This window comes from Pantoea sp. GM01 (assembly GCF_000282675.1).
Classification (GTDB): Bacteria; Pseudomonadota; Gammaproteobacteria; order Enterobacterales; family Enterobacteriaceae; genus Pantoea; species Pantoea nemavictus.
The window spans coordinates 82,714-102,257 of the sequence record NZ_AKIU01000090.1; the positions used below are offsets into that span (position 1 = coordinate 82,714).

General features: G+C 54.0%; 20 protein-coding genes. 8 read left to right on the forward strand and 12 right to left on the reverse strand.

Translation table 11 applies throughout. The features are described 5' to 3' along the window. Window positions 1-25: 25 nt before the first annotated feature. The 8 genes from dgoD to PMI17_RS23290 all read right to left on the reverse strand — a co-directional run bounded on the left by dgoD (window position 26) and on the right by PMI17_RS23290 (window position 6,315). Window positions 26-1,174, reverse strand: coding sequence for a galactonate dehydratase (dgoD, locus tag PMI17_RS23255; RefSeq protein WP_007893527.1), 1,149 nt, complete (start codon window positions 1,172-1,174; stop codon window positions 26-28). After that, window positions 1,171-1,788, reverse strand: a complete 618-nt coding sequence (locus PMI17_RS23260; RefSeq protein ID WP_007893533.1) for a 2-dehydro-3-deoxy-6-phosphogalactonate aldolase — start codon at window positions 1,786-1,788, stop codon at window positions 1,171-1,173. Before PMI17_RS23260 ends, dgoD begins: the two co-directional genes overlap by 4 nt. Then, window positions 1,772-2,650, reverse strand: a complete 879-nt coding sequence (locus PMI17_RS23265) for a 2-dehydro-3-deoxygalactonokinase (protein WP_007893537.1) — start codon at window positions 2,648-2,650, stop codon at window positions 1,772-1,774. Before PMI17_RS23265 ends, PMI17_RS23260 begins: the two co-directional genes overlap by 17 nt. Then, complete coding sequence (locus PMI17_RS23270; protein ID WP_007893539.1) at window positions 2,647-3,345, reverse strand: FadR/GntR family transcriptional regulator; 699 nt, start codon at window positions 3,343-3,345, stop codon at window positions 2,647-2,649. The genes PMI17_RS23265 and PMI17_RS23270 overlap by 4 nt, the downstream gene beginning before the upstream one ends. 216 nt (window positions 3,346-3,561) lie before the next feature. Next, the gene (gene yidA, locus PMI17_RS23275) at window positions 3,562-4,371 is read right to left on the reverse strand and encodes a sugar-phosphatase (protein ID WP_007893541.1); all 810 of its coding nucleotides are present in this window, start codon (window positions 4,369-4,371) and stop codon (window positions 3,562-3,564) included. A 152-nt stretch (window positions 4,372-4,523) separates the two neighbouring features. Beyond that, a complete protein-coding gene (locus tag PMI17_RS23280; protein WP_007893542.1) occupies window positions 4,524-4,838 on the reverse strand; it encodes a hypothetical protein in 315 nt (104 codons plus the stop codon). A 66-nt stretch (window positions 4,839-4,904) separates the two neighbouring features. Further along, complete coding sequence (locus PMI17_RS23285) at window positions 4,905-5,693, reverse strand: molybdopterin-dependent oxidoreductase (protein ID WP_007893544.1); 789 nt, start codon at window positions 5,691-5,693, stop codon at window positions 4,905-4,907. A gap of 10 nt (window positions 5,694-5,703) precedes the next feature. Continuing rightward, window positions 5,704-6,315, reverse strand: a complete 612-nt coding sequence (locus PMI17_RS23290; RefSeq protein WP_007893546.1) for a cytochrome b/b6 domain-containing protein — start codon at window positions 6,313-6,315, stop codon at window positions 5,704-5,706. Between the two features lie 153 nt (window positions 6,316-6,468). On the opposite strand from PMI17_RS23290, the gene PMI17_RS23295 reads away from it, so the two are divergent. After that, on the forward strand, window positions 6,469-7,179 hold the full coding sequence (locus tag PMI17_RS23295) for a response regulator transcription factor (RefSeq protein ID WP_007893548.1): 711 nt from the start codon (window positions 6,469-6,471) through the stop codon (window positions 7,177-7,179). An 8-nt stretch (window positions 7,180-7,187) separates the two neighbouring features. Continuing rightward, the gene (locus tag PMI17_RS23300; protein ID WP_036622167.1) at window positions 7,188-8,660 is read left to right on the forward strand and encodes a HAMP domain-containing sensor histidine kinase; all 1,473 of its coding nucleotides are present in this window, start codon (window positions 7,188-7,190) and stop codon (window positions 8,658-8,660) included. Between the two features lie 51 nt (window positions 8,661-8,711). Here the strand turns inward: PMI17_RS23300 and gyrB are convergent, their stop codons facing one another. The 4 genes from gyrB to dnaA all read right to left on the reverse strand — a co-directional run bounded on the left by gyrB (window position 8,712) and on the right by dnaA (window position 14,908). Then, the gene (gyrB, locus tag PMI17_RS23305; protein ID WP_007893552.1) at window positions 8,712-11,120 is read right to left on the reverse strand and encodes a DNA topoisomerase (ATP-hydrolyzing) subunit B; all 2,409 of its coding nucleotides are present in this window, start codon (window positions 11,118-11,120) and stop codon (window positions 8,712-8,714) included. Between the two features lie 17 nt (window positions 11,121-11,137). After that, the gene (gene recF, locus PMI17_RS23310; protein ID WP_007893554.1) at window positions 11,138-12,223 is read right to left on the reverse strand and encodes a DNA replication/repair protein RecF; all 1,086 of its coding nucleotides are present in this window, start codon (window positions 12,221-12,223) and stop codon (window positions 11,138-11,140) included. Window positions 12,224-12,395: 172 nt separating this feature from the next. Further along, window positions 12,396-13,496: a DNA polymerase III subunit beta gene (gene dnaN / locus PMI17_RS23315; RefSeq protein ID WP_007893557.1), complete on the reverse strand. Its 1,101-nt coding sequence runs from the start codon at window positions 13,494-13,496 to the stop codon at window positions 12,396-12,398. A 5-nt stretch (window positions 13,497-13,501) separates the two neighbouring features. Beyond that, entirely contained in the window at window positions 13,502-14,908 is a 1,407-nt protein-coding gene (gene dnaA, locus PMI17_RS23320) for a chromosomal replication initiator protein DnaA (protein WP_007893559.1), read from the reverse strand. 128 nt (window positions 14,909-15,036) lie between these two features. Here dnaA and PMI17_RS25475 point away from each other — a divergent pair, with 128 nt between their 5' ends. The 6 genes from PMI17_RS25475 (at window position 15,037) to mnmE (ending at window position 19,356) form a co-directional block, all read left to right on the forward strand. After that, a complete protein-coding gene (locus PMI17_RS25475) occupies window positions 15,037-15,318 on the forward strand; it encodes a hypothetical protein (RefSeq protein WP_157178902.1) in 282 nt (93 codons plus the stop codon). Window positions 15,319-15,510: 192 nt separating this feature from the next. Continuing rightward, window positions 15,511-15,651, forward strand: coding sequence for a 50S ribosomal protein L34 (gene rpmH / locus PMI17_RS25055; RefSeq protein WP_003849659.1), 141 nt, complete (start codon window positions 15,511-15,513; stop codon window positions 15,649-15,651). Window positions 15,652-15,665: 14 nt separating this feature from the next. Then, window positions 15,666-16,025, forward strand: a complete 360-nt coding sequence (rnpA, locus tag PMI17_RS23325; protein WP_034830013.1) for a ribonuclease P protein component — start codon at window positions 15,666-15,668, stop codon at window positions 16,023-16,025. After that, complete coding sequence (gene yidD / locus PMI17_RS25060; protein ID WP_007893564.1) at window positions 15,989-16,246, forward strand: membrane protein insertion efficiency factor YidD; 258 nt, start codon at window positions 15,989-15,991, stop codon at window positions 16,244-16,246. Before rnpA ends, yidD begins: the two co-directional genes overlap by 37 nt. Before the next feature lie 2 nt (window positions 16,247-16,248). Continuing rightward, window positions 16,249-17,895, forward strand: coding sequence for a membrane protein insertase YidC (gene yidC / locus PMI17_RS23330; RefSeq protein ID WP_007893566.1), 1,647 nt, complete (start codon window positions 16,249-16,251; stop codon window positions 17,893-17,895). 96 nt (window positions 17,896-17,991) lie between these two features. Then, window positions 17,992-19,356 (forward strand): tRNA uridine-5-carboxymethylaminomethyl(34) synthesis GTPase MnmE, encoded by a 1,365-nt coding sequence (gene mnmE / locus PMI17_RS23335; protein ID WP_007893568.1) that lies wholly within the window; start codon window positions 17,992-17,994, stop codon window positions 19,354-19,356. Window positions 19,357-19,544 lie beyond the last annotated feature (188 nt).

Genomic DNA, 19,544 nt, shown 5'->3' on the forward strand with positions numbered 1-19,544 from the left:
TGACTATTTTTTTAGTGCGTGTTAATTACCATTCAGCAACTGAACCGTCGGGGAATCTCCAAAGTGGGTTTCTCCAGTCAGGTGCATTTTTACTACGCTCAATCACCAGCTCTTCGTTAATTTCCACGCCGAGGCCCGGTTTATTTAACGGATAGAAATGACCGTCATCCATTTTGAAATCGTCTTTATTAATCACGTAATCGAGCAGTTCGGCGCCCTGATTGTAGTGAATGCCCATGCTCTGTTCCTGGAACACCGCGTTGCGCGACACGAAGTCAACGTGCAGGCAAGCCGCCAATGCGATCGGGCCGAGCGGACAGTGCGGTGCCAGCGCGACATCATAGGATTCAGCCATCGCCGCAATCTTGTAGCACTCGGTGATACCGCCGGCATGCGACAGATCCGGCTGCAGAATCGCTAAACCGCCCGCTTCCAGCACGCGTTTAAACTCAAAGCGCGAGAACATGCGTTCGCCAGCGGCAATCGGAATGTGGGTTTGCGCGGCCAGGCGCGGATAATATTCCGCTTGCTCCGCCAGCACCGGCTCTTCAATAAACAGCGGGCGATACGGCTCCAGCTCTTTAATCAGCACTTTCGCCATTGGCGCGCTGACGCGGCCGTGGAAATCAAGGCCAAACTCAATCTCTTTGCCGAAGGCTTCGCGAATCTGCGCCACGGTATTCACCGCATCGTCGACTTTGCGGGCGTTATCAATAATGCCCATCTCTTCGCAGCCGTTGAGTTTAAAGGTATCAAAACCGATGGTGCGCAACTTCTTGATGCCATCAATGACGTCGGCCGGACGATCGCCGCCTACCCAGCTGTAAGCTTTAATGCTGTCGCGCACTAAACCTCCCAGCAGTTGATAAACCGGTACGCCCAACGCTTTGCCTTTAATATCCCACAATGCTTGATCGATACCGGCGATAGCGCTCATCAGAATCGGGCCGCCGCGATAGAAACCACCGCGATACATCACCTGCCATAAGTCGTTGATGCGCGCCGGATCCTGACCAATCAGATATTCAGACAGCTCATGCACCGCCGCTTCCACGCTGCGGGCGCGGCCTTCAATCACCGGTTCGCCCCAGCCAACGATGCCTTCGTCGGTTTCGATTTTCAGGAACATCCAGCGCGGCGGCAGGCGGTAAGTGGTCAGTTTGGTAATTTTCATCGTACAGCATCCTTATAAGCAGCAATAAATGCGCGAGCCTGTTCCACAGTGCGCGACAGCGGTTGTCCGGCGCGATAGAGATCGCTGCCCAAACCGGCGCCGATGCAGCCTGCGGCCATAAATTCGTGCAGGTTTTCCGGCGTCACGCCGCCCACAGCAAACACCGGCACCTCCGGCGGCAGCACCGCTTTCAATGCTTTGATGTAGCCCGGACCAAAGGCCGACGATGGGAAAATTTTCAGCGCCTGCGCGCCGGCCTGTAAGGCGGTGAAGGCTTCGGTGGCGGTGGCGCAACCCGCGGCGACGATCATGCCTTTGGAAACCGCCTGGCGAATCACTGCAGCATCGGTGTTGGGCGTAACGACTAATTTGCTGTTCAGCATCGCCAGCTCATCGACCTGCGCCGGATTCAGCACGGTGCCGGCGCCAATCAGCGCTTTATCGCCGAAGGTTTTCACCATCGCGCCAATGCTTTTCGCCCATTGCGGCGAGTTTAGCGGGATCTCAATCGCATCGAAACCCGCGTCGATCAGTGCGCCAACGTGCGCTTCCGCTTCGTCCGGCGTGATACCGCGCAAAATGGCGATCAGCGGGATTTTAGTTTGCCAGGTCATTCGCAATACTCCTTATTCCGTGCTGGAAAGCGCTATCGCCTGCCAGCGTGACTGAATCCAGGCCGATAAAGTGCAGCGCCTGATGATAACGTTGCGCCAGCGCGCTACCGGCAATAATGGTGATCGGTTGGCTTGTGACGTCGGCCCGTTGCGTCATCAGTGCCACTTCGTGACCAATCAATAAGCCTGAAAGGAAGTCGCTGATATGACGGCGATCGCGCGCGCCGAGCACGTGTGAAGCGCGTACTTCAAACAGGCGCGACAGAATCGAGGTATCGTTGCATCCCACCTGCAAACCGTCATGGAAAGCGGCGGCGTTCTCTTCCTGTTGAGGTAAACCGGCACCAATCAGCGATTGCTTGAGCAGCAGATGATGCAGTTCGCCGGTCATCACGGTACGGAAATCCAGCACGCGATCCTGCTCTACCTGCACCCATTTGGCGTGCGTGCCGGGCATCACGTAGAGCGGTGCGGGCTGCAATGCCAGCGCACCAAGCAGCTGCGTCTCTTCACCGCGCATAACGTTGTAGTTGTCGTCACGTTCGACGCTCAATCCCGGTACAATCCACGCTTTATCTTCAACGCGCGTTAGGCGACCCGCCAGCTCGCCCAGCGCCACCGGACAGGAAAGATAGGGCACCGACAGCCAGCCCGCATTGCTGCCCACCATGCCCGCCATCACCACCGGCACCTCGTTGACGGGCCAGCCGTCGGTGACGCTGGCAAACACCTCGGCTGGCGTGCGATCGCCAAGGCGCGTGACACCGGCTTCCGAACGGCGCTCAGCTACGCAGGTACCGCCCTGATAATGCCAGGCGCGCAGATTAGTTGAGCCCCAATCAATCGCAATATAGCTGGTCACATAATCTCCTTGAGTCGCGCCGTTGAGCTGGCAATCATCGCTTTGGCGGCCTGTTCAGCCGCATCGCCATCCTGATGACGAATGGCATCGAACAGCGCTTTATGTTCGGCTAAGGTGCGTGGCATGTTGCCTTCATCGGCCATATAGGTTTGCGCGAACACCGCTTTTTGCAGCTGGCTGATCGCCACGTTGAGCTGTTGCAGCACCGGGTTATGCACCGAATCCAGTACCGCTTCGTGATAGCGGATATCCGCTTCATTAAAGGCTTCACGATCGAGGTGATTGGCCACCATTTCGTTATAGGCCAACTCAATCGCCGCCAGATCGGTTGAAGTCGCGCGCTCGGCTGACCAGCGCGCAATCTGCGGCTCCACCAGCACACGCACTTCGTTCATCGCCGCAATCAGACGCGGGTCCTGATCGTGCGCCAGCGCCCACTGCAACACATCGCTATCCAAATAGTTCCACTGATTACGTGGCGTGACGAAGGCACCGCGATAGCGCTTCATCTCCATCAAGCGTTTGGCCATCAGTGAGCGAAACACTTCACGGATAATGTTGCGTGAGGTGCCAAAGCGTTCGCACAGTTCAGCTTCGGCGGGCAGCGCCGCGCCAGGCACAAACTTGCCGGCCACAATCTCTTCACCCAGCGTCAGGATGATGCGCTCTGTTTTGCTTAATTGTTCTTGCGTCATGATGTTCCATTCCGTGAAAGGCGATAACGCATCAGATTACTGCTTTCGCTCAGCGAAGCCCAACGGCCGCCTGAGTCCGTGCCGCCGATTGTAGTACCATTGAGTGAAGTTGTACTACAATCTGGATCACAAAATAGACAATCCATACACCGAGGTGCGAGGGGGAGAATCAGGGGGAATAGCAGCGGACAGCAGAGCGCTGCCCGCAAAGGAGATTTACAGCACCAGCTCTTCAATAGCGTGCGCGACGCCATCTTCCATGTTGGTTTTGGTAATGAACTGCGCGATTTTCTTCACCGAATCAATGGCATTTCCCATTGCAACGCCGGTACCGGCGTACTCAATCATGGCTAAATCATTTTCCTGATCGCCAATCGCCATCACTTCTTCACGCGCCAGACCCAGCTTATCCGCCAGCATTTTTACCCCTTGTCCTTTATTCACGCGTGAATCGAGGATTTCGAGGTAATAAGGTGCGCTTTTGAGAATGGTGTAGTTGTCACGCGCCTGTTGCGGCAAGCGCTGAATGGCGGAATCCAGCAGATCCGGCTTATCGATCATCATCAGCTTAGGGAAGCGCGTGGCGCGATCCATCTCTTCCACAGAACGATAGCGCACCGGAATACCGGTCAGGCTCGCTTCATGGATGGTGAATTCACTGAGATCTTTATTCGGCGTGTAGAGGTAGGATTTATCGAAAGCCTGGAAGTGAACGCCAAGGTCGCGCGCCAGCTGTTCGATATAAAGATAATCGTCGAAACCCAGGGTAATTTCGGCAACACATTCGCCATCGTTAGCACGATGTACCAACGCACCGTTATAACTGATGCAGTATTGGCCTTCATCAACCAGATTCAGTTCCATCAGATAGCGCTGAATGCCGACGTACGGACGACCGGTGGTAAGTACCACCATTACGCCTTTTTTATGTGCGCGTTCAATCGCCGATTTAACGGCGGGCGTAATCTCGTGCTGCGGATTGAGCAGCGTGCCGTCCATATCGATTGCAACCAGTTTTATTGCCATAACATCCTCGTTGAGTCAGGGTTTTGATCAATGCTAGCGCGATTCAGCTCACATTGACCAGTTTCGCGCCCGACTTCAGATTTTTCCCCACGCAAATAAAAAAGGCCATCACTCCTGTGATGGCCTTGAATACAGGGCGTTAAAGGATGACCTTAGTGGCTCATCGCGTCCTTTTTCATGCCCATTTCCTCTTTCTTCATGGCATCTTTCTTCATGCCCATCGCATCTTTGTGCATGCCATCTTTCTTCATGCCCATTGCGTCTTTGTGCATGCCGTCTTTCTTCATGCCCATTGCATCTTTGTGCATGCTGTCTTTCTTCATGCCCATTTCATCTTTGTGCATGCTGTCTTTCTTCATACCCATTTCATCTTTTTTCATCGCATCTTTGCCCATGGTATCCGCAGCATAGGCGGTAGACAGAGTCATCATTGAAGCGATAAAGGTTGCTACGATTGCGTTTTTCATAGGGTGTTTCCTTATAGTTTTACGAATATCAATGGTGTTGGCGCAATAAGGCACCGGATTAAGGGATCAGCTTCCGCCGAACCAGTTGTAGCCTTCGTCTTCCCAGTAACCACCGGAATAACGATTGGTTATTTCAATCACCTGAATATGCTTCGGATTTTTATATCCCAGCTTGGTGGGAATACGGATTTTCATCGGATAACCATATTTGGGCGGGAGTATTCGCCCATCCCAGCTCAATGCCATCAGGGTTTGTGGATGCAGCGCCGAGGCCATATCAATGCTGGTGTAGTAATCGTCCGCACATTTAAAGCTGACATATTTGGCCGACGTATCGGTACCAATCAGCCTGAGAAAGTCGCCGAAACGCACGCCGCCCCAGCGGCCAATTTCACTCCAGCCTTCCACACAGATATGGCGCGTAATCTGATCAACCTGTTGCATGTTGTAGAGCTCAGCTAGCGACCAACTGCGTTTATCACTCACCAGCCCGGCAATCTCCAGACGCCACCGATCGCCGTTGACCTGGGGAATATCTTCTTCGCCGTAAAAGGCGTTAAACGGAAATGAGGGCGCGATGCGATCGGCGCTGTATTCCGGAGAGAGATGGGCAGGATTAAACAGCCAGCTCTGCACGCGATCGTTAAAGCGGGAAAATCTGTTCAGCACGCTATCGATGTCGGGTTTATCACTGAGATCGCAGCCCGTCAGCATTACCACGCCGCCGAGCGTTAAGCCCTGGCGTAAAAATCGGCGGCGTGAGGCGGAATCCAGCTTTCGCGCCAGTAGCTGCTGCGCTTCTTTAACCAGGGCATCCGCATCACCGGGAGCAATATCGACCTTTAATTTTTTCATCTCGCTCTCCTTAGCGTCCACGCAACATGGCAAGCAGGGTTTTTGGCACCAGCGCGACCATCAGCAGATGCACCATGACAAAGCCCACCAGCGCGGCCATCGCGTAAAAGTGGATGTAACGTGCCGCTTCATAGCCGCCGAGGAGATCGCGTAACACGCCAAACTGCACCGATTTCCACAACACCAGCCCTGACAGCACCAACAGCAGGCCGTCCAGCATCACAAACAGATAAGCCGCACGCTGGATGTGGTTGTAGTGACGCAGATCCGCATGCGCCAGCTTGCCTTTCAGCGCGCAGCTGGCATCGTGCAGCAATCCCCGCAGACTTAGCGGTAGAAATTTCTTCCTGAAGCGTCCAGTAACGACATTCATCGTGAGATACAGCACGCCATTCCCGGCAAAAATCCACATCGCGGCGAAGTGCCATTGCAGGGCGCCACCTAGCCAGCCACCGAGGGTAATTTCACCCGGAAAATAAAAGCTAAAAAGTGGCGAGGCGTTATAAATACGCCATCCGCTCAACGTCATGATCACTATGGCCGCCGCATTCACCCAGTGACACAACCGCAACCATGCTGGATGAACCACAAGTGAGCGTTCAGGCTTTTCATCCCTCTGCATTTCCATCCGTTTCTGACCCTGCTGTTTAACGTCTGAGTGCTATGGTGCCGAATTGTTGTTCACCGAAGCCTCACGAGGAGTTAAACAAAACGTGAACACTTTGAGGCGATATAAGCGCTAACATTGATTGAAGTGGCGCAACAGGAAGGGATGATGATCGACGCAAAGAGAGTGCTTATTGTCGAAGATGACAGCGGAATAGCCGACGTTCTGCGCTTAAACTTTCAGGATGAAGGTTATGATGTAACCCATGCGGCTGATGGACACCTCGCCGTCCATTTATTGGGAACCCAGCAATGGGATGCTTTGATTCTTGATCTGATGTTGCCCGGCATTGATGGTTTAGAGATCTGTCGCCGCGCCCGCGCAATGAAACGCTATACGCCGATCATTATGATCAGTGCACGCTCCAGTGAAGTGCATCGCGTTTTGGGCCTTGAGTTAGGCGCAGATGATTATCTGCCCAAACCCTTTTCCGTGGTGGAACTCGTCGCCCGGCTTAAGGCACTGTTTCGCCGCCAGGAAGCGATGAATTTAAATTCGCGCCTGGAAGCGGGCACGCTGCATCACGATGCATTAATGATCGATCCGGTAGCCCGTGAAGTGTGGCTGGAGAATAAGCCGATAACCTTAACGCCGCGCGAGTTTGATCTGCTTTACCACTTCGCTAAACATCCTGGAAAAGTGTTTTCCCGCCTCAATCTGCTCAATCAGGTTTGGGGCTATCAGCACGATGGTTATGAACATACGGTTAATACTCATATCAACCGCTTACGGTTGAAAATTGAAGATAATCCCGCCGAACCGCACTACATCCTGACGGTGTGGGGCAAAGGCTATAAATTTTCGCTGCCGGCGAAGTAGGTTTAATGATGAAACGCCTGACACTCAGCCAGCGCCTGGCGCTGGTTTTTGCTTCCCTGCTGTTACTTTGCACACTGCTGTCAGGCTGGATGCAGATTCGCATCAACGCGCAGTACGGTAGCGCCGTGGTGCAACGTTTGTCCGACGGACTGGCGCGCAGTATCGCCAGCCTCAACCCCAATATGATTGGCGAGCAGGGCGTGAATCTGCCGCTGATGAAGGCACTGTTCAGTGATTTGATGGTGCTCAATCCCAGTGTGGAAGTCTATTTGCTCGATTTACAGGGCTATATTCTGGCTGATGCGGCACCGCCTAATCATGTCAAACGCAGCCGCGTGAGCCTGGCTCCAATCCATGCGCAGCTTAATGGCACCGCTTCGCCAGTATACGGCGATGACCCACGTAATTTGCTGGAAAATAAAGTGTTTAGCGTTGCACCGCTTGCCCTGCATGGCCAAACGGTGGGTTATCTGTATGTGATTTTGCAGGGCGAGAACTATCACCAACTGGCGCAGGAAGCGCAGATCGATATTCTGATGCACACATCATTTTGGTCATCTTTGCTGGTGGTGTTGTTTGGTCTGACGGCGGGCGCGGTGGCGTTCAGTTTAATCACGCGCCCTATGCGCCAGTTGACGCAACGTGTTCGTGAACTCAACCGGGAAGACATGACGGCAATCAAGCAGCTGGCGGAATTACCGTTGCCACAGCCGCATGAGAAAGATGAGGTCAGTGTATTACAGGGCGCGTTTGTAGGTATGGCGCGACGCGTCGCCTTTCAGTGGGAGAAGCTGGCTTATCAGGACCAATTGCGGCGTGATTTCGTGGCCAATATTTCACACGATTTGCGCACGCCTCTGACGACGTTGCACGGTTATCTGGAAACCTTGCTGTATAAATCGGACAGCCTGAAATCGACCGAAAGCCAGCGTTACCTGCACATTGCGCTCTCGCAAAGCCAAAAAGTCAGCATGCTGGCGCAGCAGCTATTTGAACTGGCGCAGCTGGAATATGGCGTAATAAAGCCCAATCGTGAAATGTTCAGCCTTTCAGAGCTGACTTACGACGTGGTGCAAAAATTTGAGTTAATGGCCAGCACGCGCAATATCCGCTTTGTGGTGGATATGCCCGAACAGCTGCCGCAGGTAAATGCCGATGTTTCGATGATCGATCGCGTGCTGACCAATCTCTTTGATAATGCTATCAAATACACGCCGGAGGCCGGAACCATTGAGGTCACGCTGCGTAGCGCCGAACGCGAGGTTGAAGTAAGTTTGAAAGATTCGGGACCCGGCATTCCTGATGCGTTACGTGCCACACTGTTTGAGCGTCCGTCTGCATTAACGCACGCCAGCACGCGGAAAAACAGCGGTGGTCTGGGATTGATGGTGGTGCGCCGTATTCTGCAGCTGCATGAGCGTGATATTCGTCTGGATGAACAAACATCGGGCGCCTGCTTCCGCTTCTCCATCCCGCGCTAAAAACAAAAAACCCTTCCTAAGTGGAAGGGTTTTTTCGTGTTACCCGCTCGATTAGATATCGATGTTGGCGGCTTTCAATGCGTTCTCTTCGATGAAGGCACGGCGCGGTTCAACCGCATCGCCCATCAAGGTAGTGAACAGTTGATCGGCAGCAATCGCATCCTTAATCGTCACGCGCAGCATGCGGCGACTATCTGGATCCATGGTGGTTTCCCACAGCTGCTCTGGGTTCATCTCACCCAAACCTTTATAACGCTGTACTGACAGACCACGACGCGACTCTTTCACCAGCCACTCAATCGCCTGCTCGAAGCTGGTCACCGGCTGGCGACGCTCGCCACGTTCAATATAGGCATCTTCTTCGATCAGGCCGCGCAGCTGCTCGCCCAGCGCACAGATTTTGCGGTATTCCGGCCCATCGATGAACTCGCTATCCAGTGGATAATCGGTATCAACACCGTGCGTGCGGACACGCAGCACCGGTTCGAACAGGTTCTGTTCGTTATCAGCACGAACCTGCGCCAGGTAGCTGCTGCCGTGCGCTTCACGCTCGGTCAGATACGCCACTAAGCCATCGATCCAGCCTTGTACGGCGGCTTCATTACTGAGGTCGCTTAAGGTTGGATGGTAGATCAGGCCACGCAGCAGAGCCGATGGGAAGCGGCGCTCCATACGTTTGATCATGCGCTGTGTGCTGTTGAAATCCGCCACCAGCGTTTCCAGCGGCTGACCGCCTAACGCAGGCGCGCTGGCGTTGGTGTGCAGCGTAGCGCCGTCGAGCGCGATGGAAATCTGATACTGATCCATCGCTTCGTCGTCTTTAATATACTGTTCTTGCTTGCCTTTCTTCACTTTGTACAGCGGCGGCTGAGCGATATAGACGTGACCACGCTCAACAATTTCCGGCATCTGACGATAGAAGAAGGTCAACAGCAGCGTACGGATGTGCGAACCATCGACGTCAGCATCGGTCATGATGATGATGCTGTGATAACGCAGTTTGTCCGGATTGTATTCGTCACGACCGATACCACAACCTAACGCGGTGATCAGCGTGGCGACTTCCTGCGAAGCCAGCATCTTGTCGAAACGCGCTTTCTCCACGTTCAGGATTTTACCTTTCAGCGGCAGAATCGCCTGGTTCTTACGGTTACGACCCTGTTTGGCTGAACCGCCTGCGGAGTCACCCTCCACCAGGTAGATTTCAGACAGCGCCGGATCGCGCTCCTGACAGTCAGCCAGTTTGCCTGGCAGACCGGCTAAATCCAGCGCGCCTTTACGGCGAGTCATTTCACGTGCACGACGCGCCGCTTCACGCGCGCGCGCTGCATCGATAATTTTACCGACCACGATTTTGGCGTCAGATGGGTTTTCCAGCAGGTATTCCGCCAGCAGTTCATTCATCTGCTGCTCAACCGCCGATTTCACCTCTGAAGAGACCAGTTTGTCTTTGGTCTGAGAAGAGAATTTCGGATCCGGCACTTTCACGGAAACCACCGCAATCAGGCCTTCACGCGCATCATCACCGGTGGCGCTGACTTTGGCTTTTTTGCTGTAGCCTTCTTTATCCATGTAGGCGTTCAGGGTACGCGTCATTGCCGCACGGAAACCGGCCAGGTGCGTACCGCCGTCGCGCTGTGGAATGTTGTTGGTGAAGCAGTAGATGTTTTCCTGGAAACCATCGTTCCACTGCAGCGCCACTTCCACGCCAATGCCATCTTTCTCAGTAGAGAAATAGAACACCGTTGGATGAATTGGCGTTTTGTTCTTGTTAAGGTACTCAACAAACGCCTTGATGCCGCCTTCGTAGTGGAAGTGATCGTTCTTGCCGTCGCGTTTATCTTCCAGACGAATCGAGACGCCAGAGTTAAGGAACGACAGCTCACGCAGGCGTTTCGCCAGGATCTCGTACTCAAACTCAATCACGTTGGTGAAGGTTTCATAGCTTGGCCAGAAACGCACGCGGGTACCGGTTGCATCGGTATCGCCTGATACCGCCAGCGGTGCCTGCGGTACGCCGTGCTGATAAATCTGATGATGCACTTTGCCTTCGCGACGAATAGTCAGCTCCAGCTTCTGTGACAGGGCGTTAACCACGGAAACGCCGACGCCGTGCAGACCGCCAGACACTTTGTAGGAGTTATCATCAAATTTACCGCCGGCGTGCAGGACGGTCATGATCACTTCCGCCGCAGAGACGCCCTCTTCCGGGTGAATGCCGGTCGGAATACCACGGCCATCATCTTGCACTGAGACCGAGTTATCGGCATGAATTGTAACGGTAATGTCACTACAGTGACCGGCGAGCGCTTCGTCGATAGCGTTATCCACGACTTCGAATACCATGTGATGCAGACCGGTGCCGTCATCCGTATCGCCGATGTACATACCCGGGCGTTTGCGTACCGCATCAAGCCCTTTCAGGACTTTGATACTTGAGGAGTCATAAGAATTCGACATCAACGTTTCTCGCTCATTTAATCTTCAGGTTGAACCACTATTTTACCCTGTTCCACGCGGAACATCTTGCCCTTTTCATCACTCATGTCGATTACATGCTCGACACCAATGGCGCTGACAAATACTTGAGCCTGCGTGGCTTTTAAGCGTTCAGCTAGCAGCCGACGACGGGTGTCATCCAGCTCTGAGGCAAAGTCATCAATCAGATACAAACAGCGTCGTCCGCTGCTGCGCGTCAGATATTCGCCCTGCGCTAAGCGCAGCGCACACATCAGCAGCTTTAACTGACCGCGTGAGAGTAAATCTTCCACCGGCGTCCCTTCAGCACGAATACGAAAATCGGCTTTATGTGGGCCGCTGGCGGTATAGGTGAGCGCGCGATCGCGCTCGAAATTGCGTTCCAGCAGTTCGGCGTAGTCGCTCTCTTTGTCCCAGCCACGCTGGAAAGAGAACGCTAACTCGAACTCCGGTAAAAATTGGCCACAGGTGGCGATGATCTCGCGGGAAATCGCCGCGCTGTATTCGGCGCGCCATGCGCTGATTTGCTCAGCCAGCGGCACCAGCTCCTGATCCCAAGGACGAATCTGGCTATAGCGCGATACCTGACGCAGCGCCGCATTGCGCTGTTTCAGCAGACGACGCAGATTGCTCCAGGCATGGAAAAAGCCGGGCGCGGCGTGAAAACATCCCCAATCGATATAGGCGCGACGGTATTTGGGGCCGCCATTCAGCAGCGTAAAACCTTCCGGCGTAATCAACTGCATGGGTAACAGTTGCGCTAACTCGGCGACTTTGTGACCGTCGCTGCCATCGATGCGGACTTTGCTGTCACCAGCACGATTTTTGGTGAGACCCACCGACAGTTCGCGTTCACTGCCTTCAATACGGCCGTGCAGCACAAAGGCATCCTGATCGTGGCGAATAACGCGGCCAGCCTGCAAACTGCGAAACGCGCGACCGTGGCCCAGCGTATAGATCGCCTCCAGCACGCTGGTCTTGCCGCTGCCGTTAGCGCCCACAAGGAAATTAAAGCCCGGCGCCAGCGTGAGATCGGCCTGCTCGATATTACGGAAATCTTTAATCAGGAGGCGGGTTAAAGCCATGAATCATTCCAGCCAGAAGGGGGTTGCCTAACATTAATAATCCAGGCCGTCGGCGGCGCAGGCAGTCTGGTCACGGCCAGCGCGCAGGCCCTGGGAGCATACTGAAGTATGTGACCAGGGGCGAGCACTGCCCGGGACCAGAATGGCAAGTAAGCCAGGCCGATATTTTCTACTACAAGCGCATTGGCATGACTACGTATGCCGCGGCTGGACTGGCAACATCTTCAATCTGCACGCTCGACACCGAATCAGTCAGCAGCAAACGCACGTTCTCGCACTTCAGCGCATTCAGTACATCCAGCACATAGCTGACGTTGAATCCGATCTCCAGATCGGTGCCATTGTAAGAGACATCCAGCATCTCTTCCGCCTCTTCCTGTTCAGGGTTGTTAGCAGTAATTTTCAGCTGATTTTCGGTGATGTAGATGCGAACGCCGCGGAATTTCTCATTAGAGAGAATCGCCGCACGCGCAAATGCCTGCTTCAGAATATCGCAGCCGGCTTCTAATGCTTTATCCGGATTCTTCGGCAATACGCGGCGATAATCCGGGAAACGACCATCAACCAGCTTCGAAGTGAAGATAAAGTCACCGACGTGTGCGCGGATGTTGCTGCTGCCAATTTGCACCTGCAGCGGCGTTTCGCCCCCGTCGAGCAAACGCATCAGCTCAATCACACCTTTACGCGGCACGATCACCGAATGATTCGGCAGCGCCTGACCAATCGGCATTGAGCACACCGCAAGGCGGTGACCATCGGTAGCGACGGTACGCAACTCTTCACCTTCGGTTTCGAACAGCATGCCGTTAAGGTAATAGCGCACATCCTGATGCGCCATTGAGAACTGCGTGGCTTCAATCAGGCGTTTTAACGTCGCCTGCGGCAAGGTGAATTCCACCTCACTCTGCCAGTCATCCAGATTCGGGAAGTCGCTGGCCGGCAACGTAGATAGCGAGAAACGGCTGCGGCCTGAACGCACCAGCATTCTGTCGCCTTCCAGCGTCAGGCTGATTTCAGCGCCTTCCGGCAAACCGCGGCAAATATCGAGGAATTTGCGCGCCGGTACCGTGGTAGCGCCCGGTTCGTGGGGCTGCGTCAGCGCCACACGCGCCACCATTTCCATTTCCAGATCGGTGCCGGTCAACCGCAGCGAACTTTCGCTGACCTGCAGCAGTAAATTTCCAAGAATCGGCAGCGTTGGGCGTCCGCCAAGCGGACCGCTGACCTGTTGCAGGGGCTTCAGTAACTGCTCACGTTCTACAATAAATTTCATATGCGTCAGGAAGATAGTGTTCGAATGAGGTTAGAGAAATCTTCTTTGATGTCGTGGCTCTCTTCACGCAGTTGCTCGATTTTACGGCAGGCGTGAAGCACGGTGGTATGGTCGCGGCCACCAAACGCATCGCCAATTTCCGGCAAACTGTGGTTGGTGAGCTCTTTCGCCATCGCCATCGCCATCTGGCGCGGACGCGCTACCGAACGCGAACGGCGTTTCGACAGCAAATCCGCCACTTTAATTTTGTAATACTCGGCCACCGTTTTCTGGATGTTATCAATGGTGACCAGTTTTTCCTGCAGCGCCAGCAGATCGCGCAGCGCTTCGCGCACGAAATCGATGGTGATGGCGCGACCGGTAAAGTTCGCATTGGCAATCACGCGGTTCAACGCGCCTTCCAGCTCTCGCACATTGGAACGCAGACGCTTAGCAATAAAGAACGCCACTTCGCCCGGCAGACGGATGTCGTTTTCATCGGCCTTCTTCATCAGGATCGCGACACGCGTTTCCAGTTCAGGCGGCTCGATCGCCACGGTTAATCCCCAGCCAAAACGCGATTTCAGGCGATCTTCTACGCCGTTGATCTCTTTTGGATAGCGATCCGAAGTCAGGATGATCTGTTGATTGCCTTCCAGCAGCGCATTAAAGGTGTGGAAAAACTCTTCCTGCGAGCGCTCTTTATTAGCAAAGAATTGGATGTCATCGATCAGCAGCGCATCAACCGAACGGTAATAACGCTTAAACTCTTCGATAGCGTTGTTCTGCAGGGCTTTGACCATGTCCTGCACAAAACGTTCGGAGTGCATATACACCACTTTGGCATTCGGCTTACGCGCAATAATGCCATTTCCCACCGCGTGCAGTAGGTGAGTTTTACCCAAACCGGTGCCGCCATAAAGGAACAGCGGGTTATACGCGCCGCCAGGATTATCCGCCACCTGACGTGCCGCCGCGCGCGCCAGCTGGTTCGATTTACCTTCAACGAAGTTGTCGAAGTTATGACGGTTATTCACGTTGGAACGGTAAGTGACATCGGCCGGCGCGGGCACCGAATCCCAGCTTGGACGCAGAATTTGCGTTGGCGCGGGACGATTTTCAATCGGTGCAGGCGCGCTGTAATTGGAAGTGGCCATCGCCGGTTGGCTGGTTGTCACCTGAGCGGTAGGGCGAGTGCCGACTTCAAAACGCAGTAATGGCACATTCGCACCGCAGAACTCGTTCAGCAGCCCATTGATACTATTGAGATATTTATCTCTAACCCAGTCGAGTACAAACCGATTTGGTGCATACAAGGTCAGCGTATTGTCGTTCAATTCAGCCTGCAGCGGACGAATCCACATGCTGAATTCGGTGGCAGGAAGCTCATCCTGCAAACGGGCAAGACACTGTTGCCAAAGCGTAAGTGACACGGCGGACTCCACTCGTACAAAATCGATAAGAATTTTAGGCGCTAATAAATAGAAACGTAATTTTTAGACACAGGCGGTTGGAAAGCGCCTGCGACCGCTATTCGCGGTAGTCTTCCCCGGCGATCGCAGTGAGGATCGCCAGCGGAAGGGCGGATCATAACGTAAAGCCGCCGAGAGATCTTCCCTTTCTACACAGTTTTGATCCAATTTATCCACAGGCATCGGTAGCGAAAATGAGTTTACGCTTTCTGGCAAAAAAGCCAGCGTTAATCTGGCTGAAACCGTTATTTTTTCTGGCTGGCTCGCATTTCCGCGCAACAAACCTGCAAATTGATCGCAAGAAGATCCTGCGCGATCCTTGCGCTTTAACCCACAGCCCGTATAATTCCCCACCCGGCATTATTGCGTGAAGCCTTGATGCCCGGAATCAGCGGGCTGTATCTGGGTTTCCAGGTGCCGCGACCAGCGAAGTAAATTGACTCTGGACTGTACAATTATTACAATCCCGCCTCTTTATTAAAGATACATTGAGGCGTTGGTCGATTTACTGGCCCGAAAACGCGTCACCCAGTGAAAATTTTCAAGTTTAGGTAGAAATCGCCATGAAACGCACTTTTCAACCGTCCGTACTGAAGCGCAACCGTTCACACGGTTTCCGTGCTCGTATGGCAACAAAAAATGGTCGTCAGGTTCTGGCACGTCGTCGTGCTAAAGGCCGTTCTCGTCTGACCGTTTCTAAGTAATAAAGCTAACCCTCGTGGTTAAGCTCGCATTTCCCAGGGAGTTACGTTTGTTAACTCCCACTCATTTCACTTTCGTCTTCCAGCAGCCACAAAGAGCCGGTACGCCGCAGATCACCATACTCGGCCGACTTAATTCGCTGGGGCATCCCCGCATCGGTCTCACCGTCGCAAAAAAACATGTCAAACGTGCCCATGAACGCAACCGGATCAAGCGATTGACCCGCGAAAGCTTTCGTCTGCGTCAACATGAGCTGCCTGCAATGGATTTTGTGATCGTGGCGAAAAAAGGGATTGCTGACCTGGATAACCGTGCGCTGACGGAAGCGTTGGAGAAATTATGGCGTCGTCACTGTCGCCTGGCTCGCGGCTCCTGATTGCCCTGATACGCGTTTATCAACGCGCCATCAGCCCACTGCTGGGACCTCATTGCCGGTTCCATCCCACCTGCTCGCAGTATGGGATTGAGGCCTTACGCCGTTTTGGTGTTGTAAAAGGCAGTTGGTTGACGATAAAACGCGTATTAAAATGCCACCCTTTGAACCCGGGTGGTGACGATCCTGTGCCGCCAAAAACCTTTGATACCAGAGAACATTAACGATGGATTCGCAACGCAATCTCTTTCTCATCGCTTTTCTGTTCGTGTCTTTTATGATCTGGCAAGCCTGGCAGACGGACCACGCTCCGCAGCCACAGCAAACTCAGACCACACAAAACACAAGCAGCGCAGCGGGTGATGCCGCCACTTCCGGCGTGCCGGCTAGCGGACAGGGCAAAACGATCACCGTTAAGACAGATGTCCTGTCACTCAACATCAACACGCGCGGTGGCGATATTGAGCAGGCTCAGCTGCTGACTTACCCGGACAAACTGGGTTCAGATGCACCGTTCCAGCTGCTTGAGACCACTCCAGCATTCGTTTATCAGGCGCAGAGCGGCTTAACGGGCCGTAACGGTCCGGATAACCCTAACAATGGCGCACGTCCGCTGTATACCACTTCACAAGATAGCTTCGTGATGGCCGATGGTCAGAGCGAGCTGCGCGTGCCGTTGACCTGGACCGGTGAAAACGGCGTGGTTTACACCAAGACCTTCGTCTTCAAGCGCGGTGAGTATGCGGTTAACGTTGACTACAACATTAACAACACGACTCAGCAGCCGCTGGAAGTGTCGATGTTTGGTCAGCTGAAGCAGACCATTGATGTGCCTAAGCACCGCGATACCGGCAGCAACAACTTTGCTTTGCACACCTTCCGTGGTGCAGCGTACTCAACCAGCGATGCGAAATACGAAAAATATAAATTCGACACCATCGCGGATAACGAGAACCTGAACACCACCACCAGCAATGGCTGGGTGGCGATGCTGCAACAGTACTTTGCTACCGCTTGGGTGCCACGCACACAGGGTAACAACACGCTGTACACCAGCAACCTCGGTAATGGCGTAGCGGCAATTGGCTACAAATCTGCACCGGTTACCGTTGGTGCAGGCGCACAGCAAGATCTTGGCGCAACGCTGTGGGTTGGCCCGGAAATTCAGGACCAGATGGCGGCTATCGCGCCTCACCTGGATCTGACCGTAGATTACGGCTGGTTGTGGTTCATCTCTCAGCCGCTGTTTAAGCTGCTGAAGTTCATCCACAGCTTTATCGGTAACTGGGGCTTCTCCATTATCGTTATCACCTTCATCGTTCGTGGCATCATGTACCCGCTGACCAAAGCGCAGTACACCTCGATGGCGAAGATGCGTATGCTGCAGCCGAAAATTCAGGCGATGCGTGAACGTTTGGGTGATGATAAGCAGAAGCAGAGCCAGGAGATGATGGCGCTGTATAAGGCGGAGAAAGTGAACCCGCTGGGCGGCTGCTTGCCTCTGGTTATCCAGATGCCGATCTTCCTTGCCTTGTACTACATGCTGTCAGGCTCGGTTGAACTGCGTCATGCACCGTTTATTCTGTGGATTCATGATTTGTCCGCGCAGGACCCGTACTACATTCTGCCGATCATCATGGGTATCACCATGTTCTTCATTCAGAAGATGTCACCGACCACCGTGACCGATCCGATGCAGCAGAAGATCATGACCTACATGCCGGTTATCTTTACCGTGTTCTTCCTGTGGTTCCCTTCAGGTCTGGTGCTGTACTACATCGTCAGCAACCTGGTAACCATTCTCCAGCAGCAGCTGATTTATCGCGGCCTGGAAAAACGTGGCCTGCATAGCCGTGACAAGAAGAAAGCGTAACGTCTGACTGCCATCAGCAGCAGCGTATAATCAAAGGGCGACATTTATGTCGCCCTATTTTTATTTATTAATACCCTAAAAGTTTAAGGTGGAATCATGAGCCACAGCGACACCATTGTTGCCCAGGCGACGCCTCCCGGCCGTGGCGGCGTCGGCATTCTGCGTATTTCCGGTGCCAAAGCCGCTGACGTGGCGCAAGCCGTGTTAGGCAAGCTGCCGAAACCGCGCTACGCCGACTATCTGCCTTTTAGCGATGTCGATGGCAGCGTGCTCGATCAGGGCATTGCGCTGTGGTTTCCTGGCCCGAACTCCTTTACCGGCGAAGATGTATTGGAGCTGCAAGGCCACGGCGGTCCGGTAATTCTCGACCTGCTGCTCAAACGCATCGTGGCGCTGCCCGGCTTGCGTATTGCTCAGCCGGGCGAATTCTCGGAACGCGCCTTCCTCAACGACAAACTCGATTTGGCACAGGCCGAAGCGATTGCCGATCTGATCGATGCCAGCTCAGAGCAAGCAGCCCGTTCCGCAGTAAACTCGCTGCAGGGCGCATTTTCCCTGCGCATCAACGCGCTTGTGGAAGCACTTACTCACCTGCGCATCTATGTGGAAGCGGCCATCGACTTCCCGGATGAAGAGATCGATTTCCTTTCCGACGGCAAAATTGAAGCACAGCTCAATGTGGTGATCGGCGATCTCAACGGCGTGCGTGCCGAAGCGCGTCAGGGCAGCCTGCTGCGCGAAGGGATGAAAGTGGTCATTGCCGGTCGTCCGAATGCCGGTAAATCGAGCCTGCTGAATGCCTTAGCCGGGCGCGAAGCGGCGATTGTCACCGATATCGCTGGCACCACGCGCGACGTGCTGCGTGAGCATATCCATATCGACGGCATGCCGCTGCACATCATCGATACCGCCGGTTTGCGCGAAGCCAGCGATGAAGTGGAGCGAATTGGTATCGAACGCGCCTGGCAGGAGATCGAGCAGGCCGACCGCGTGCTGTTTATGGTCGATGGCACCACAACGGATGCGACCCAAGCCGCCGCTATTTGGCCCGATTTTGTCGCGCGCTTGCCGGATGCGCTGCCAATTACCGTGGTACGCAACAAAGCGGATATGACTGGCGAAGTGCTGGGTCTCACTGAAGTGAATGGTCACTCACTGATTCGTCTCTCGGCGCGTACCGGTGAAGGCGTGGAAGCGCTGCGCGATCACCTGAAACAGAGCATGGGCTTTGCTGGCAACATGGAAGGCGGCTTCCTCGCCCGTCGCCGTCATCTGCAAGCGCTGGAGTTAGCCGCAACGCACTTAGAACAGGGTAAACATCAGCTGTTAGGCGCGTGGGCCGGCGAATTACTGGCGGAAGAGTTACGTTTAGCACAACAGGCGCTAAGCGAAATCACCGGTGAATTCACCTCCGATGATCTGCTGGGACGAATCTTCTCCAGTTTCTGTATTGGTAAGTAAGACTTCCCTGGCTTTCAACAGGTAGCTCTCTGAGCTACCTGCAATTCTCCCGCCCAGAACCTTCCATGCGTCTTTGTTATTTGGCTCCCCTTGCGCTTTGCAGTATAACGATCACTGCCCGGCTAACCGGTCCTGCCGGGTACATTCACTATTCATGCTAAATATTGGGCGCACATTGCCGCCCGAAC

What these genes read in the sequence shown, in the direction of transcription:
- dgoD (WP_007893527.1), bottom strand. Translation starts at nt 1,174, where the DNA reads ATGAAAATTACCAAACTGACCACTTACCGCCTGCCGCCGCGCTGGATG.
- PMI17_RS23260 (WP_007893533.1), bottom strand. Translation starts at nt 1,788, where the DNA reads ATGACCTGGCAAACTAAAATCCCGCTGATCGCCATTTTGCGCGGTATC.
- PMI17_RS23270 (WP_007893539.1), bottom strand. Translation starts at nt 3,345, where the DNA reads ATGACGCAAGAACAATTAAGCAAAACAGAGCGCATCATCCTGACGCTG.
- yidA (WP_007893541.1), bottom strand. Translation starts at nt 4,371, where the DNA reads ATGGCAATAAAACTGGTTGCAATCGATATGGACGGCACGCTGCTCAAT.
- PMI17_RS23280 (WP_007893542.1), bottom strand. Translation starts at nt 4,838, where the DNA reads ATGAAAAACGCAATCGTAGCAACCTTTATCGCTTCAATGATGACTCTG.
- PMI17_RS23285 (WP_007893544.1), bottom strand. Translation starts at nt 5,693, where the DNA reads ATGAAAAAATTAAAGGTCGATATTGCTCCCGGTGATGCGGATGCCCTG.
- PMI17_RS23290 (WP_007893546.1), bottom strand. Translation starts at nt 6,315, where the DNA reads ATGCAGAGGGATGAAAAGCCTGAACGCTCACTTGTGGTTCATCCAGCA.
- PMI17_RS23295 (WP_007893548.1), top strand. Translation starts at nt 6,469, where the DNA reads ATGATCGACGCAAAGAGAGTGCTTATTGTCGAAGATGACAGCGGAATA.
- PMI17_RS23300 (WP_036622167.1), top strand. Translation starts at nt 7,188, where the DNA reads ATGAAACGCCTGACACTCAGCCAGCGCCTGGCGCTGGTTTTTGCTTCC.
- gyrB (WP_007893552.1), bottom strand. Translation starts at nt 11,120, where the DNA reads ATGTCGAATTCTTATGACTCCTCAAGTATCAAAGTCCTGAAAGGGCTT.
- recF (WP_007893554.1), bottom strand. Translation starts at nt 12,223, where the DNA reads ATGGCTTTAACCCGCCTCCTGATTAAAGATTTCCGTAATATCGAGCAG.
- dnaN (WP_007893557.1), bottom strand. Translation starts at nt 13,496, where the DNA reads ATGAAATTTATTGTAGAACGTGAGCAGTTACTGAAGCCCCTGCAACAG.
- rpmH (WP_003849659.1), top strand. Translation starts at nt 15,511, where the DNA reads ATGAAACGCACTTTTCAACCGTCCGTACTGAAGCGCAACCGTTCACAC.
- yidD (WP_007893564.1), top strand. Translation starts at nt 15,989, where the DNA reads ATGGCGTCGTCACTGTCGCCTGGCTCGCGGCTCCTGATTGCCCTGATA.
- yidC (WP_007893566.1), top strand. Translation starts at nt 16,249, where the DNA reads ATGGATTCGCAACGCAATCTCTTTCTCATCGCTTTTCTGTTCGTGTCT.
- mnmE (WP_007893568.1), top strand. Translation starts at nt 17,992, where the DNA reads ATGAGCCACAGCGACACCATTGTTGCCCAGGCGACGCCTCCCGGCCGT.